The sequence below is a fragment of the Pseudomonas neuropathica genome (assembly GCF_051174785.1).
Lineage (GTDB): Bacteria > Pseudomonadota > Gammaproteobacteria > Pseudomonadales > Pseudomonadaceae > Aquipseudomonas > Aquipseudomonas neuropathica_A.
On sequence record NZ_CP195111.1, the window covers coordinates 5,443,928 to 5,457,805 of the forward strand.

The 13,878-nt window shown below is 60.2% G+C and carries 13 protein-coding genes; 4 read left to right on the top strand and 9 right to left on the bottom strand.

Annotation, left to right across the window (positions count from 1 at the left end; genetic code table 11):
* The first annotated feature begins 260 nt into the window (after positions 1–260).
* The 3 genes from ACRRSD_RS24585 (at position 261) to ACRRSD_RS24595 (ending at position 3,305) form a co-directional block, all read left to right on the top strand.
* Positions 261–1,295: an NADP-dependent oxidoreductase gene (locus ACRRSD_RS24585; protein WP_435035816.1), complete on the top strand. Its 1,035-nt coding sequence runs from the start codon at positions 261–263 to the stop codon at positions 1,293–1,295.
* Between the two features lie 66 nt (positions 1,296–1,361).
* Positions 1,362–1,964, top strand: coding sequence for a recombination mediator RecR (recR, locus tag ACRRSD_RS24590; RefSeq protein ID WP_150650942.1), 603 nt, complete (start codon positions 1,362–1,364; stop codon positions 1,962–1,964).
* Positions 1,965–2,156: 192 nt separating this feature from the next.
* The gene (locus ACRRSD_RS24595) at positions 2,157–3,305 is read left to right on the top strand and encodes an acyl-CoA dehydrogenase family protein (RefSeq protein ID WP_435035818.1); all 1,149 of its coding nucleotides are present in this window, start codon (positions 2,157–2,159) and stop codon (positions 3,303–3,305) included.
* A 96-nt stretch (positions 3,306–3,401) separates the two neighbouring features.
* On the opposite strand, the gene ACRRSD_RS24600 is transcribed toward ACRRSD_RS24595, so the two are convergent.
* The 3 genes from ACRRSD_RS24600 to fnr form a co-directional block, all read right to left on the bottom strand.
* Positions 3,402–4,343 (bottom strand): IS110 family transposase, encoded by a 942-nt coding sequence (locus tag ACRRSD_RS24600; RefSeq protein ID WP_435038538.1) that lies wholly within the window; start codon positions 4,341–4,343, stop codon positions 3,402–3,404.
* A gap of 246 nt (positions 4,344–4,589) precedes the next feature.
* Positions 4,590–5,138, bottom strand: a complete 549-nt coding sequence (locus tag ACRRSD_RS24605; RefSeq protein ID WP_007918333.1) for an adenine phosphoribosyltransferase — start codon at positions 5,136–5,138, stop codon at positions 4,590–4,592.
* 78 nt (positions 5,139–5,216) lie between these two features.
* On the bottom strand, positions 5,217–5,951 hold the full coding sequence (gene fnr / locus ACRRSD_RS24610; protein WP_003223347.1) for a fumarate/nitrate reduction transcriptional regulator Fnr: 735 nt from the start codon (positions 5,949–5,951) through the stop codon (positions 5,217–5,219).
* A 154-nt stretch (positions 5,952–6,105) separates the two neighbouring features.
* Here fnr and ACRRSD_RS24615 point away from each other — a divergent pair, with 154 nt between their 5' ends.
* Positions 6,106–6,588, top strand: coding sequence for a hypothetical protein (locus ACRRSD_RS24615; RefSeq protein ID WP_435035820.1), 483 nt, complete (start codon positions 6,106–6,108; stop codon positions 6,586–6,588).
* Here ACRRSD_RS24615 and hemN read toward each other — a convergent pair.
* From hemN to ccoG, 6 genes are all read right to left on the bottom strand, one after another.
* Positions 6,585–7,967 carry an oxygen-independent coproporphyrinogen III oxidase gene (gene hemN / locus ACRRSD_RS24620; protein ID WP_435035821.1) on the bottom strand — a complete coding sequence of 461 codons (1,383 nt, stop codon included), beginning with the start codon at positions 7,965–7,967 and terminating at the stop codon, positions 6,585–6,587. The genes ACRRSD_RS24615 and hemN overlap by 4 nt on opposite strands.
* 171 nt (positions 7,968–8,138) lie before the next feature.
* On the bottom strand, positions 8,139–8,822 hold the full coding sequence (locus ACRRSD_RS24625; protein ID WP_016984739.1) for a sulfite exporter TauE/SafE family protein: 684 nt from the start codon (positions 8,820–8,822) through the stop codon (positions 8,139–8,141).
* Positions 8,815–9,027 (bottom strand): cbb3-type cytochrome oxidase assembly protein CcoS, encoded by a 213-nt coding sequence (gene ccoS, locus ACRRSD_RS24630; protein ID WP_435035823.1) that lies wholly within the window; start codon positions 9,025–9,027, stop codon positions 8,815–8,817. Before ccoS ends, ACRRSD_RS24625 begins: the two co-directional genes overlap by 8 nt.
* A gap of 24 nt (positions 9,028–9,051) precedes the next feature.
* A complete protein-coding gene (locus ACRRSD_RS24635) occupies positions 9,052–11,502 on the bottom strand; it encodes a heavy metal translocating P-type ATPase (protein WP_435035824.1) in 2,451 nt (816 codons plus the stop codon).
* Between the two features lie 321 nt (positions 11,503–11,823).
* The gene (locus ACRRSD_RS24640; RefSeq protein WP_435035826.1) at positions 11,824–12,363 is read right to left on the bottom strand and encodes a FixH family protein; all 540 of its coding nucleotides are present in this window, start codon (positions 12,361–12,363) and stop codon (positions 11,824–11,826) included.
* An 11-nt stretch (positions 12,364–12,374) separates the two neighbouring features.
* Entirely contained in the window at positions 12,375–13,790 is a 1,416-nt protein-coding gene (ccoG, locus tag ACRRSD_RS24645) for a cytochrome c oxidase accessory protein CcoG (protein ID WP_435035827.1), read from the bottom strand.
* Positions 13,791–13,878: the final 88 nt, after the last annotated feature.

Sequence of the window (13,878 nt, forward strand, 5' to 3'; positions counted from 1 at the left end):
CCAACCGGCGGCAGATGAGCTACACAAAATGCCAGGCCTTGCGCCTGGCATTTTTGTTTCTGACTCTTGGAAGTGCGGTGTCTTTGAGGCCGCCTTCGCGAGCAGGCTCGCTCCCACAGGGAAATGCATTCCAAAGGTGGGAGCGAGCCTGCTCGCGAATGAACTCACCTCGGTACAACTGAATAAACATCGAACGCGCAAAAGCCTCAACGGTCTGCTCCCTATACCCGCTGAATTCACTATTCACAGGAGACGCTGACATGTCCGACCCTCTGACCCTAAACCAACGTTTCGTCCTCGCCTCACGCCCGGTCGGTGCACCGACCCCGGAAAACTTCCGCCTCGAACGCGAAGCGCTGCCGGATCTGCAGGACGGTGAAGTACTGCTGAAAACCCTGTACCTGTCCCTCGATCCCTACATGCGCGGGCGCATGAGCGACGCGCCGTCCTACGCCGCGCCGGTACAAATCGGCGAAGTGATGACCGGCGGCGCGGTCAGCCGTGTCGAAGATTCGCGTCATCCAAAATTCCATAAAGGCGATCTGGTTGTTGGCGCCACCGGTTGGCAGAGTCACAGCATCAGCGACGGCCGCAACATCATCCCGATCCCGGCCGGGCTGCCGAGTCCTTCTATGGCGCTGGGCGTGTTGGGTATGCCGGGCATGACCGCGTACATGGGTTTGATGGACATCGGTCAGCCTAAAGAAGGCGAAACTCTCGTTGTCGCAGCAGCTTCCGGCGCTGTGGGCTCGGTGGTCGGCCAAGTGGCGAAGATCAAAGGCCTGCGCACGGTCGGCGTGGCCGGTGGGGCAGAGAAGTGCAAATACGTGGTCGAAGAACTGGGTTTTGACGCCTGCATCGATCACAAGGCGCCCGATTTCGCCGAGCAACTGGCCAAGGCCTGTCCCGATGGCATCGACATTTATTACGAGAACGTCGGCGGTCATGTGTTCGATGCCGTGGTGCCGTTGCTCAACCCCAAGGCGCGCATTCCATTGTGTGGCCTGATCGCCGGTTACAACGCCTCCGAAGCGCCGCAAGGGCCGGACCGCCTGCCGATGCTGCAACGCACGCTGCTGACCAAACGCGTGCGTATTCAGGGTTTCATCGTGTTCGACGACTACGGCGATCGGCAGCCGGAATTCATCAGCCACATGGTGCCGTGGGTGCGCGACGGCAAGGTCAAGTTCCGCGAGGACGTGGTGGAAGGTCTGGAGCAGGCGCCCGAGGCGTTTATCGGTCTGCTGGAAGGGCGCAACTTCGGCAAACTGGTAGTGAAGGTCGCCCAGGACTGAGTATTTGACGCTGGCCAGAGGCGCGGGTATAAACCGCGTCTCGTTGTTTTGTCGGACTTTTTCCCCATGAGCTTCAGCCCTTTGATTCGCCAACTGATCGACGCTTTGCGCACTCTGCCGGGCGTGGGTCAGAAAACCGCCCAGCGCATGGCGTTGCAGATGCTCGAGCGTGACCGCAGCGGCGGCTTGCGCTTGGCCCAGGCCCTCAGCCAGGCCATGGAAGGGGTCGGTCACTGCCGCCAGTGCCGCACGCTGACCGAAGACGATCTGTGTCCGCAATGCGCCGATACCCGCCGCGACGATACATTGTTGTGCGTGGTGGAAGGGCCGATGGACGTTTATGCGGTCGAGCAGACCGGATTCCGTGGGCGCTACTTTGTGCTCAAGGGGCATTTGTCGCCGCTTGATGGCCTGGGGCCTGAGGCGATCGGTATTCCGCAGTTGATGACGCGGATCGAAGAGGCGGGCACGTTCACCGAAGTCATCCTCGCGACCAATCCGACCGTGGAAGGTGAGGCGACAGCGCATTACATCGCGCAGTTGCTGAACAACAAAGGCCTGATCGCTTCGCGGATCGCTCACGGCGTGCCATTGGGTGGTGAGCTGGAGCTGGTCGATGGCGGCACGCTGGCGCATTCGTTTGCCGGGCGTAAACCGATCGCTCTTTGAATTTGCAGCGCCTGAGTTGACGCCTTCGCGAACAAGCTCGCTCCCACATTGGTTTTGTGTCGTTCACAAATCGCCTGTGGGAGCGAGCTTGCTCGCGAATGGTTCTCCTCGGTCTATCTGATTCACACAATTGAGTTGAAAACCAAGCAAGCGCTCGGTTAAGTTCGGCGAACCCTTCCGTGGAGCTCGCACATGCCTGCCTTTCAGGAATACTTTGACCCCAGCCACCAATTGGTCCGCGACAGCGTCAGGCGTTTCGTCGAACGCGAGATCCTGCCGGACATCGATCAGTGGGAAGAAGCCGAAAGCTTCCCCCGCGAGCTGTACCTGAAGGCTGGCGCGGCGGGCATCCTTGGCATCGGTTACCCGGAAACGCTGGGAGGCAGCCATGAAGGCGATCTGTTCGCCAAGGTCGCCGCCAGTGAGGAGTTGATGCGTTGCGGCTCTGGCGGCCTGGTAGCGGGGCTGGGATCGCTGGATATCGGCTTGCCACCGATCGTCAAATGGGCGCGTCCCGAAGTTCGCGAGCGCGTTGTGCCGCAAGTGCTCAGCGGTGAAAAGATCAGCGCACTGGCGATCACCGAGCCCAGCGGCGGTTCCGACGTCGCCAACCTGCAAACCCGCGCTGTGCGTGACGGCGATGTCTATCGCGTCAGCGGCAGCAAAACCTTTATCACCAGCGGAGTACGCGCCGATTTCTACACCGTCGCGGTGCGCACCGGTGCGCCGGGTTTCGGCGGCATCAGCCTGTTGCTGATCGAGAAGGGCACGCCGGGTTTCACCGTTGGCCGTCAGTTGAAGAAAATGGGTTGGTGGGCGTCGGACACGGCCGAATTGTTCTTCGACGACTGCCATGTACCTGTAGGCAATCTGATCGGCGCGGAGAACATGGGCTTCGCCTGCATCATGGGTAACTTTCAAAGCGAACGTCTGGCGCTGGCATTGATGGCCAACATGACTTCACAGCTAGCGTTGGAAGAGAGTCTGAAATGGGCGCGCGAGCGTGAAGCGTTTGGCAAGCCGATCGGCAAGTTTCAGGTGATCAAGCATCGCCTCGCCGAGATGGCCACGGCGCTGGAGGTGTCGCGGGAATTCACCTATCGGCAGGCAGCGAAGATGGCGGCGGGGCAGAGTGTGATCAAGGAGATTTCCATGGCGAAGAACTTTGCCACGGACACTTCGGACCGGATTACCACCGAGGCGGTGCAGATTCTTGGCGGGTTGGGGTATATGCGCGAGAGCCTGGTGGAGCGGCTGTATCGGGATAACCGCATCTTGTCGATTGGCGGCGGGACGCGGGAGGTGATGAACGAGATCATCAGCAAGCAGATGGGGCTATAGGTTTTGCGTTGAGGCGACCGACGCCTTCGCGAGCAGGCTCGCTCCCACAGGAGAATGCATTCCAATGTGGGAGATTCTATGGTTGAGGGGAAGCCCTCAACTGACTTTTGTCTGATATTCGCTTTGCCCTTTCAGCAAGGCGAATACCACCCGAGCAAGTTTGCGAGCCAGCATCACCAACGCCTGCGTGGTGCTGAAACCCCGTGCTCTTTGGGCTTCGTAAAACCCTTTCCAGGCTATCGTACGGCTAGCCGACATCGCTGCGTTGTGCAAAAGTCGGCGGGCCTCGGGGTCTCCGCGCTTGGTCAAGCTGCGGCGACCGTCCTTTTGCCCTGATTTCGATACCCGTAAATCCATGCCCAGGAAGGCGATAAACGCATCCGCGTTGCTAAATTCCCCCCGCTGAAACGCCGTGAGCAGGCGCGCTCCGGTCAGAAATCCAATGCCCTCAACTTTCAGGCAACGCTTCAATTGGCCGAGTAAACCGGCTTGTTTGAGCTGATCGTTGATCGTCTTTTCGATCATCGTTTCAAGCCGCTGCATGGATTTTATTTGTTCAGCAAAAGCTGCCTTCAACAGCGGCTCATTCGACCAGCTCTGCACCAGGCCGACCCTTGCCTGGACCAAAGCCGCGCGGCGGCGGAAAAGGCTCAGGAGCTGGCGGTACAGCGGTGATGGCGGGGTCCAGGGGCGCAACTCCTCGGCTTCGTTCTTCAGGTAACGGGCCAGCAACTTGGCGTCCAAGGCGTCGGTTTTGGCGCGGATCTTCACGCCTTCGCGGTAATGTTTGAGTTCATAGCCGCCCACCATGTAAATCGTGCAACCGGCCGCATAGGCCAAATCAGCGAATTCCAGGTGGTAGATGTTGGTTGCCTCAATGGCAATAGACACGGGGTTGAGCAAGGCCTTCAGCCACTGCTTGATGGATGTTTTGGTGTTGGGGATCGCCTCAAGCAGATCGCTATCGGCCTGATAAATCACCAGTTCACTTTTGGCGACATCCACGCCAACGATCGGATTTGATAGAGCGACTGGCATTGCCACAGGATTTCCTCCGGGATAAGGTTTGAGCACTTGAAGGGCTCACCCAGAGGCGCAGGCTTGTTCCTATCGTCGGTCTAGCCAGATGCATTCTTTATCGGCGCTTGGGTGAAAGGAGGAGGGGCGAAATCTCCCACGGTCTGTGCTGCGTCAACAGCCAGAATCGAGCCTTGTCCCTCCTCCTCCCTTCAAGTCCTACCATACAAGCGAGCCTGCTCGCGAAAGCGGTCTGACAGGCGCTACTTATTTATCGGTCAACGCAAACTGCGTCAGGCAGAAGGTCGGGATGCCCATGTCCTCAAGACGCTGCGAACCTTGCAACTCCGGCAAATCAATAATCGCCGCCGCTTCATGCACCCGCGCGCCCATGCGGCGAATCAGGTTGGCTGCTGCAATCAACGTCCCGCCAGTGGCGATCAAATCATCAAACATCACCACCGAATCGCCTTCACAGAGGCTGTCGGCGTGTACTTCGAGGAACGCTTCGCCGTACTCGGTCGCGTAACCTTCGGCCAATACGTCCGCCGGCAGTTTGCCTTGTTTGCGGAACAGCACCAGCGGTTTGTTCAACTGATAGGCCAGTACCGAGCCGATCAGAAAGCCACGGGCATCCATCGCACCGATGTGGGTGAAGTCGGCTTCGACGTAGCGGTGGGCGAAGCTGTCCATCACAAGGCGCAGGGCCGTTGGCGACTGGAACAGCGGGGTGATGTCGCGAAAGATCACGCCCGGTTTCGGGAAGTCGATCACAGGGCGGATAAGCGATTTGATGTCGAAGGAGTCGAAGACCATCGTCGAGGTGTCCTGGCAGGGCTGCAAACGGCGCAGTATACCCGCGGCTGAAACGGTTCGCTCAACCGCGGATCGACATTAACCTTCGAGTGAGCCTCCGGCCAGCGCGCAGAGCTGGATCGGGTCGAGGATATGAATCTCTTTGCCCTCGGCGGCGATCAATTCGTTCTGCTGGAAGCGGGTGAACACGCGGGATACGGTTTCCACCGCCAGACCGAGGTAGTTGCCGATTTCATTGCGCGACATGCTCAGGCGGAACTGGTTGGCCGAGAAGCCGCGAGCGCGGAAGCGTGCGGACAGATTGACCAGGAACGTGGCGATGCGCTCGTCGGCGGTTTTTTTCGACAGCAGCAACATCATTTGCTGGTCGTCGCGAATTTCCCGGCTCATCACGCGCATCAACTGGCGACGCAGTTGCGGCAGTTGCAGGGCCAGTTCATCAAGACGTTCAAAAGGGATTTCGCAGACTGAGGTGGTTTCCAGTGCCTGGGCGGAGACCGGGTGTTTTTCGGTGTCCATGCCGGACAGGCCAACCAGTTCGCTCGGCAGGTGGAAACCGGTGAGCTGTTCTTCGCCGCTGTCACTCAGGCTGAAGGTCTTCAGGGCGCCGGAGCGTACTGCATAAACGGAATCGAACGTGTCGCCCTGGCGGAACAGGAACTCGCCCTTTTTCAGCGGGCGGCCGCGTTTAACGATTTCGTCCAGCGCATCCATGTCTTCCAGATTCAGAGAAAGTGGCAGGCAGAGAGGGGCCAGGCTGCAATCCTTGCAATGGGCCTGGTTGTGAGCGCGCAGTTTAACTGGCTCGGACATTTCTTAGATCCTTGTGGGAAAACACACATAAGACGTAAGGGTAACCCACGGGAGGACATTCAGGCCAGTCTGGGGCGACTTTGCCCTACAGCCATAAAGCCACAGGGCCAGCAGCCGATAAACAGGTAACAAAGTGCATACAAGGAACGATTCGATGGCCGCCATTGGCACGCTGGGCCCCGGTAGCAGCGACGTTGCGGCAGTGCCGGAAACGTTTAAAGCGTCGTCGCGCAATGCACACGACCCAGACTCGACCGAAGAGGCAACCCCGACCTTGGTCGAGGGCGTCAAAGTGTCGCTGTCCGGTGCATCGATCGAAAAAGCCGCCAGTGTCGGTGGCGAAAACAGTGACATCGAAGACAGCGGATTGCCTGAGAACATCCAGCAATTGCTGAAGATGATCCGCAAACTGCAAAAACAGATCGCCGAGAAAAAGGCGCTTATCGAAGCGATCATGGCCGACAAGCGTCTTTCCAACGAAGAAAAAATCATCAAGGTTGCCAGCCTGCGCGGCGCCATTGCCGCGTTGAACACCGGGTTGATCACGGCCAATCTTGCCCTGTCCAAAGTGGTCGGGCAGTCGGGCCTGACGGCGGATCAGAATATGAAAGTCGGCTCGCTGCTGATGAAAAACTAAATCACCCGCGAGAAACGCTGGCGGTTCTGCTGCTCAAGGTAGGCATCAAACACCATGCATACCGAGCGCACCAGCAGACGCCCCGCCGGCAACACGGCGATCCGCTCGCGATCCAGCTCAATCAGGCCATCGCTGGCCATGCCTTGCAGTTGCGGCCACAGCGCGCCGAAGTAACCCAGAAAATCGATGTTGAACTGCTGCTCGATCTCGGCGAATTCCAGGTTGAAATTGCAGATCAGTTGCTGGATCACCGCTCGGCGCAAGCGATCATCGGCGTTGCACACCAGACCCCGGCTGGTCGCCAGTTGGGCGGCGGCGAGGGTGTTCTGATAGGCGCTGAGGTCGCTGCTGTTCTGGCAGTACAGGTCGCCGATCTGACTAATGGCCGACACCCCCAGACCAATCAAATCGCAGTGACCGTGGGTGGTGTAGCCCTGGAAGTTACGTTGCAGGGTCTGCTCTTCCTGGGCAATCGCCAGTTCATCGTCGGGCAGGGCGAAGTGATCCATGCCGATGTAGCGATAGCCGGCGGCGGTCAGCTGTTCGATGGTGCGCTCGAGCATTTCCAGCTTCTGCGCTGGCGCCGGCAACTCATTGCCATTGATCCGCCGCTGCGGCATGAAGCGCTCCGGCAGGTGCGCATAGTTGAACACCGAGAGTCGGTCCGGTTGCAGACTGATCACTTCCTCGACAGTGCGGGCGAAGTTTTCCGGCGTCTGCTTGGGCAAGCCGTAAATCAAGTCGATATTGATCGAGCGAAATTGCAGGGTGCGCGCGGCATCGATGACTGCGCGGGTTTCTTCCAGACTTTGCAGGCGATTGACCGCGCGCTGCACCGCCGGATCGAGGTCTTGCAGGCCGATGCTGACCCGGTTGAAACCCAGTTCGCGCAGCAGGCCCATGGTCGACCAGTCGGCTTCGCGCGGGTCGATCTCGATGCCGTAATCGCCGGAGTCGTCGTCCAGCAGATTGAAATGCTTGCGCAGGTGCGCCATCAACTGGCGCAGCTCGTCGTGGCTGAGAAAGGTCGGCGTGCCACCGCCAAAGTGCAGTTGCTCGACTTTCTGTGCCGGGTCGAGATGGCAGGCGATCAACTGGATTTCCTGCTCCAGCCGTTGTAGATATGGCGCCGCGCGACCGCGATCCTTGGTGATGACCTTATTGCAGGCGCAGTAGTAGCAAATGTTCGCGCAGAACGGCACGTGCACGTACAGCGACAGGGGGCGCAGGGCTTTGCGGCTGTCGCGCAGGGCATGAAACAGGTCGAAGGTGCCGACCTGACTGTGAAATTGCACGGCCGTCGGATAAGAGGTGTAGCGCGGCCCCGCCAGGTCGTAGCGGCGGATCAGATCAGAGTCCCAACGAATGGCGTCGAGCATGCGGGCATTCCCCCGGATAGGCTGGCAGTGTGAGCGAGTCTATCGGGGTGCGGCGATGGGGCTCTTGATTTGCATCAACAGCATAAGATCAAAAGATCGCAGCCTTCGGCAGCTCCTACAGGGAAACGCATTCCAAAGGTAGGAGCTACCGAAGGCTGCGATCTTCTGATCTTAATGGCCCATCAGCCAATGCTGATGCGGCCCCGGCAACGTCCAGATCCCGAAAAGAATCACCAGCAACCCGCCAGCCATGCGCACGCTGCGTTTGCGCAAAATGGCAGTAACGCGTTCTGCCGCAAGCCCCGTGGCGAGTAGTACCGGCCAGGTGCCGAGGCCGAACGCAAGCATCAACAACGCGCTGTCCAGTGCATTGCCCTGACTCGCCGACCACAACAACGTGCTGTAAACCAGTCCGCACGGCAGCCAGCCCCACAAGGCGCCAAGCAATAGCGCGCGCGGCAGACTCGACACCGGCAGTAAACGATTGGCGACCGGCTGAATGTAGCGCCACAGCCCGCGCCCCAAACTTTCAATGCGCGTCAGCCCGCTCCACCAGCCGGCCAGATACAAACCCATGGCGATCAGCAACAACCCGGCCAGCACGCGCATGAACAACGCAGCAGGACTGTTGGCCACCGCCCAGCCCGCCAGTCCGATCAGCAAGCCCGCCGTGGCATAACTGAGGATCCGCCCCAGGTTGTACGCCAGCAGCAAACGAAAGCGGCGGCTGCGCTGCTCCTTCGGAATTGCCAGGGTCAGCGCGCCCATCAAACCACCGCACATGCCCAGACAATGTCCGCCACCGAGCAAACCAAGAATCAGTGCAGACACCAGCAGCGGCGCCAGTTCAAGCATGAGGTGGGGCCTTATCGTCCGCTTTGCTGGCGTTGACTTCGTCCACGGCAGCGGTGTGGTTCGGATCCTGATCATCGAAGAGGATGCTGTGCGCCGGGCCGTCGAGGTCGTCGTACTGACCGCTGTCCACCGCCCAGAAGAAGATGTAAACGGCGATGGCCACGATCAGCAGGGCGGCCGGGATCATCACGTAGAGAGCTGGCATCTGTACTCCAGGCGCCCGCGCGGCTCAGGCCGGCAGCGGGCGGGTTTGCGATCGGGTGCTGGCGGGCGTCTGACTCGGCAGGCGAGTCAGACGCAGGGCGTTGAGCACCACGGTCAACGAACTGATCGACATGCCGACGGCGGCCCATACCGGCGTGATCCAGCCGAGGGCGGCGAACGGCAACATGAGGCCATTGTACAGCGCCGCCCACAGCAGGTTCTCGATGATTACCCGACGGGTGCGCCGTGCGAGGGTAAAGGCTTGGACCAAAGCGTCGAGGCGGTTCGACAGCAGTACCGCGTCGGCGCTGGTTTTCGCCAGATCGGTGGCTGAACCCATGGCCACACTGATGTCGGCTGCCGCGAGCACTGGCACATCGTTGACGCCGTCGCCGAGCATCAACACTTTGCGGCCTTCCTTGTGCAGTTGCTGCAGGACTTGAAGTTTGTCGTCCGGACGCAGACCGCCGCGAGCCTCATCAATGCCCAGTTCCGCCGCCACACTGGCGACCATCGGCGAGCTGTCGCCGGACAACAGCAATGTGCGCCAGCCACGTGCCTTGCACGCCGCGAGCAGCGCGGGGGCGTCGTCACGCAAGCGGTCGTCGAGGACGAACCATGCCAGTGGCCCCTGAGTGTCGCCGAGCAGCAGCCATTGGCCGGCCTCGTCCGGCATTGTCGGCACGGGCGCACCGCTGAGGGCGCAGACAAACGCTGCCTGGCCAATGCGCAAGCGCTGTCCATCGACCAAGCCTTCAAGGCCAAGGCCCGGCGTGCTGTGGACTTCTTCGGCGGCCAGCGGCGCACGGCCGAAAGCGCGGGCAATCGGGTGTTCCGAACGGTTTTCCAAAGCGGCGGCGAGGCTCAGGCATTGATCACTGTCCTGCGCGCCGAGTGGGCGAATTGAACGCAGCATCAATCGGCCTTCGGTGAGGGTGCCGGTCTTGTCGAAGATCACCGTGTCGATCTGATTCAAACCTTCCAGCACATGCCCGCGCGTCAGCAGTAAGCCGAGTTTGTGCAGGGTGCCGGTGGCGGCAGTGAGCGCGGTCGGTGTTGCCAGCGACAGGGCGCACGGGCAGGTGGCGACGAGCATGGCAAGGACAATCCAGAACGCCCGAGATGAATCCAGCTCCCACCAGAGCAGGCCAATGGCGGCTGCGGCGATCAGTGATAGCAGCAGGAACCATTGCGCGGCGCGGTCGGCGATTTCCGCCAGTCGCGGTTTTTCTGCCTGGGCGCGGTCGAGCAGACGGACAATGGCCGACAGGCGCGTGTCTTGGCCCAGCGCCTGCACTTCCACGGTCAGCGCGCCCTCGACGTTGAGCGTGCCGGCGGTGACCGCATCGCCCGGCATGCGCGGTTGCGGCAGATATTCGCCGGTGAGCAGCGATTCGTCGATGCTCGACTGGCCGTCGATGATCTTGCCGTCCGCCGGCAGAATCGAGCCGGCCTGCACCAGAATCCGCTCGCCGAGGCGTAGCTCGCTGAGCAGGATGCGTTCGCTCTGGCCGTTGTTGTCCAGCCGCAGACACGAGGCCGGCAATAGATTCACCAGTTGTGCGGTGGCGGCAGCCGTGCGCTCGCGGGCACGACGTTCGAGATAGCGCCCGGCGAGCAGGAACAGCGCAAACATGCCGACCGCGTCGAAATACAGCTCGCCGACCCCGGTGATCGAGGTCCAGATCCCGGCGATGTAGGCACTGCCGATCGCCAGCGACACCGAGACATCCATGGTCAGGTGGCGCGTGCGCAGATCGCGCATGGCGCCTTTGAAGAACGGCGCGCAGCTGTAGAACACGATCGGCGTGGTCAGGAACAGCGCGACCCAGCGCAGAATCGTATGCAGTTCGGGGCTGAGGTCGATATTGAATTCCGGCCAGGTGGCCATGGTCGCCATCATCGCCTGGAACCACAGCAGTCCAGCCACGCCGAGTTGACGCAGGGCCAGGCGGTTTTCACTGGCCAGTTGTTCGCTGGCGCGGTCGGCCTGATACGGGTGGGCGGCGTAACCGATGTGGCGTAGCTCGGCGAGGATCTGGCTCAGCGGTAACTGCGCGTCGGCCCAACTCACGTGCAAACGATGGTTGGACAGGTTCAGTCGCGCTTCGGCCACGGCGGGCAATGTGCGCAGGTGTTTTTCGATCAGCCAGCCACACGCGGCGCAACTGATGCCTTCCATCAAGAGGGTGGTTTCGGCCAGCTCGCCTTCGTGGCGGACGAAGGGTTGCTGGACATCGGCGCGGTCGTACAGCGCCAGTTCGTCGGTCAGTTGCACCGGCAGCGCTTCGGGGTTGGCCGAGGCTTCGCTGCGGTGTTGGTAATAGCTTTGCAGACCACCGGCGACGATCGCTTCAGCCACGGCCTGACAGCCCGGGCAGCAGAACTCGCGGGACTCCCCGAGTACGACAGCGGTGAAGCGGCTGCCGGACGGGACGGGCAGGGCGCAGTGGTAGCAGGGCAGTGGGGTGGTCATGGCATCGTTGAGGGGGTAAGCCCTTGCATTGGAGTTGTCCGCTTGCCCTCACCCCAGCCCTCTCCCGGAGGGAGAGGGAGCCGATCGGTGTGAGCCGGAAGAACAGATTCAGTCGCTGACATCGTCACTGTCATACACAAAGCGTGCAAGCGCTCAAGATCAGTCCCCTCTCCCAGGGGGAGAAGGAGCCGATCGGTGTGAGCCGGAAGAACAGATTCAGTCGCTGACATCGTCACTGTCATACACAAAGCGTGCAAGCGCTCGAGATCAGTCCCCTCTCCCTCCGGGAGAGGGTTAGGGTGAGGGGCTTCTGATCTTGGCTCACTTCTTCAAGTCTTCAGCACCTTGCAGCGGTTCATCACCGAGCAGCAGATCCTTGTCATGGCTCACCAGTTCTTCTTCGAACATGCGCCACACATGGTCATCCTGACTGCCGAGCAATTCGACAAACCGGCGACCTTCAACCTTGTCACCCAGTTGACCGATGTAGCGTCCGATCTCGGTTTCACTGCGGGTCAGGACGATCTTGCGGTCCTTCTCCGGCTGAGTCGGCGAAATCAGGTTCAATTCCAGCGTCTTCGGCTGACTGTCACCGCTCAAACGCAAATCGACTTCACCGGTCACACCATCAAGATGCACAGCCGCACGCATCTTCAGATTCTGCGCCAACAATTCACGGTCCAGCGAACGATTGATGCCTTTGCCGGCCTCGTAGTAATTGTCGTTGACCAGGTTGTCCGGGTTGTTCACCGCGATGGTCACCATGGACAGCGTCAGTGTCACCGAACAGGCCAGAATCCCGATGATGATCCATGGCCAAAGGTGCTTGTACCAGGGACTTGCGGCGTTTGCTGCGGGCATGTTCAGTTCTCTCAACGGATTTGTGGGCCGATGAATCGGCTCTTGGCTTCAACGTGGACGCTGTCGTCATCGGCATCCTTGAGGGTGAATTTCACCTCGTTGGTGCTCGATGGCAGTTGTTCCGGTGCGCTCGACAACTCGACCGGCATGCTGACGATATCGCCGGCCGTGACCTTGATCTCGCGTTTGCCTTGCAGGCGCAGATCCGGCAAACCGCTGGCTTCCAGCACGTAGGTGTGGTCGCGCTGATCCTTGTTCATGATCTTCAGGCTATAGACGTTTTCGATCCGGCCTTCAGCGTTTTCGCGGTACAGAACGCGGTCCTTGCTGACGTCGAAACCGACCAGCGAGCGCATGAAGAACGCGGTGACCAACAGGCTGATCATCGCCAGCAGCACCACGGCGTAGCCGATCAGGCGTGGCCGCAGTTTATGGGTTTTCTGCCCGGACAGGTTGTGTTCGGTGGTGTAGCTGATCAAGCCGCGCGGGTAGTCCATTTTGTCCATGATGCTGTCGCAGGCATCGATACACGCGGCGCAGCCGATGCACTCGATCTGCAGGCCATCGCGGATGTCGATGCCGGTCGGGCAGACCTGAACGCACATGGTGCAATCGATGCAATCGCCCAGGCCCTGAGCCTTGTAATCGATACCTTTCTTGCGCGGACCACGGCTTTCACCGCGACGCGGGTCGTAGGAAACGATCAGCGTGTCCTTGTCGAACATCACGCTCTGGAAGCGCGCATAAGGACACATGTAGATGCACACCTGCTCGCGCAACCAACCGGCGTTGCCGTAGGTGGCGAGGGTGAAGAAACCGACCCAGAAATACGACCAGCCATCAGCCTGGCCGGTGAAGAACTCGAAGACCAGTTCGCGAATCGGCGAGAAGTAGCCGACGAAGGTCATGCCGGTGACGAAACCAATCAACAGCCACAGCGCGTGCTTGGCGGCTTTACGCAGAAACTTGTTGCCGCTCATCGGCGCCTTGTCGAGCTTGATGCGCTGGTTGCGGTCGCCCTCAGTGACCTTCTCGCACCACATGAAAATCCACGTCCACACGCTTTGCGGGCAGGTGTAACCGCACCAGACGCGGCCGGCATACACGGTGATGAAGAACAGGCCGAAGGCGGCAATGATCAGCAGGCCTGACAGCAGAATGAAATCCTGCGGCCAGAAGGTCGCACCGAAAATGAAGAACTTGCGCTCCGGCAGGTTCCACCACACGGCCTGGTGACCGCCCCAGTTCAGCCATACCGTTCCGAAATACAGCAGGAACAGGGCCGCGCCGCCCATCATCCGCAAATTGCGGAACAGACCGGTGAAAGCTCGGGTGTAGATTTTTTCTCGAGAGGCGTAAAGATCAACGCTGTTGTTCGCGTTTTTGCTCGGTGGTGTGACGTCGTGTACCGGAATCTGGTTGCTCATCATTGCATCCCACGGCAGTGGAAAAATGCCTCGGTCGATACGTGCCAACCAAGGTCAAAAAGGGGCGAAGCAGTGGCGCAATGATACG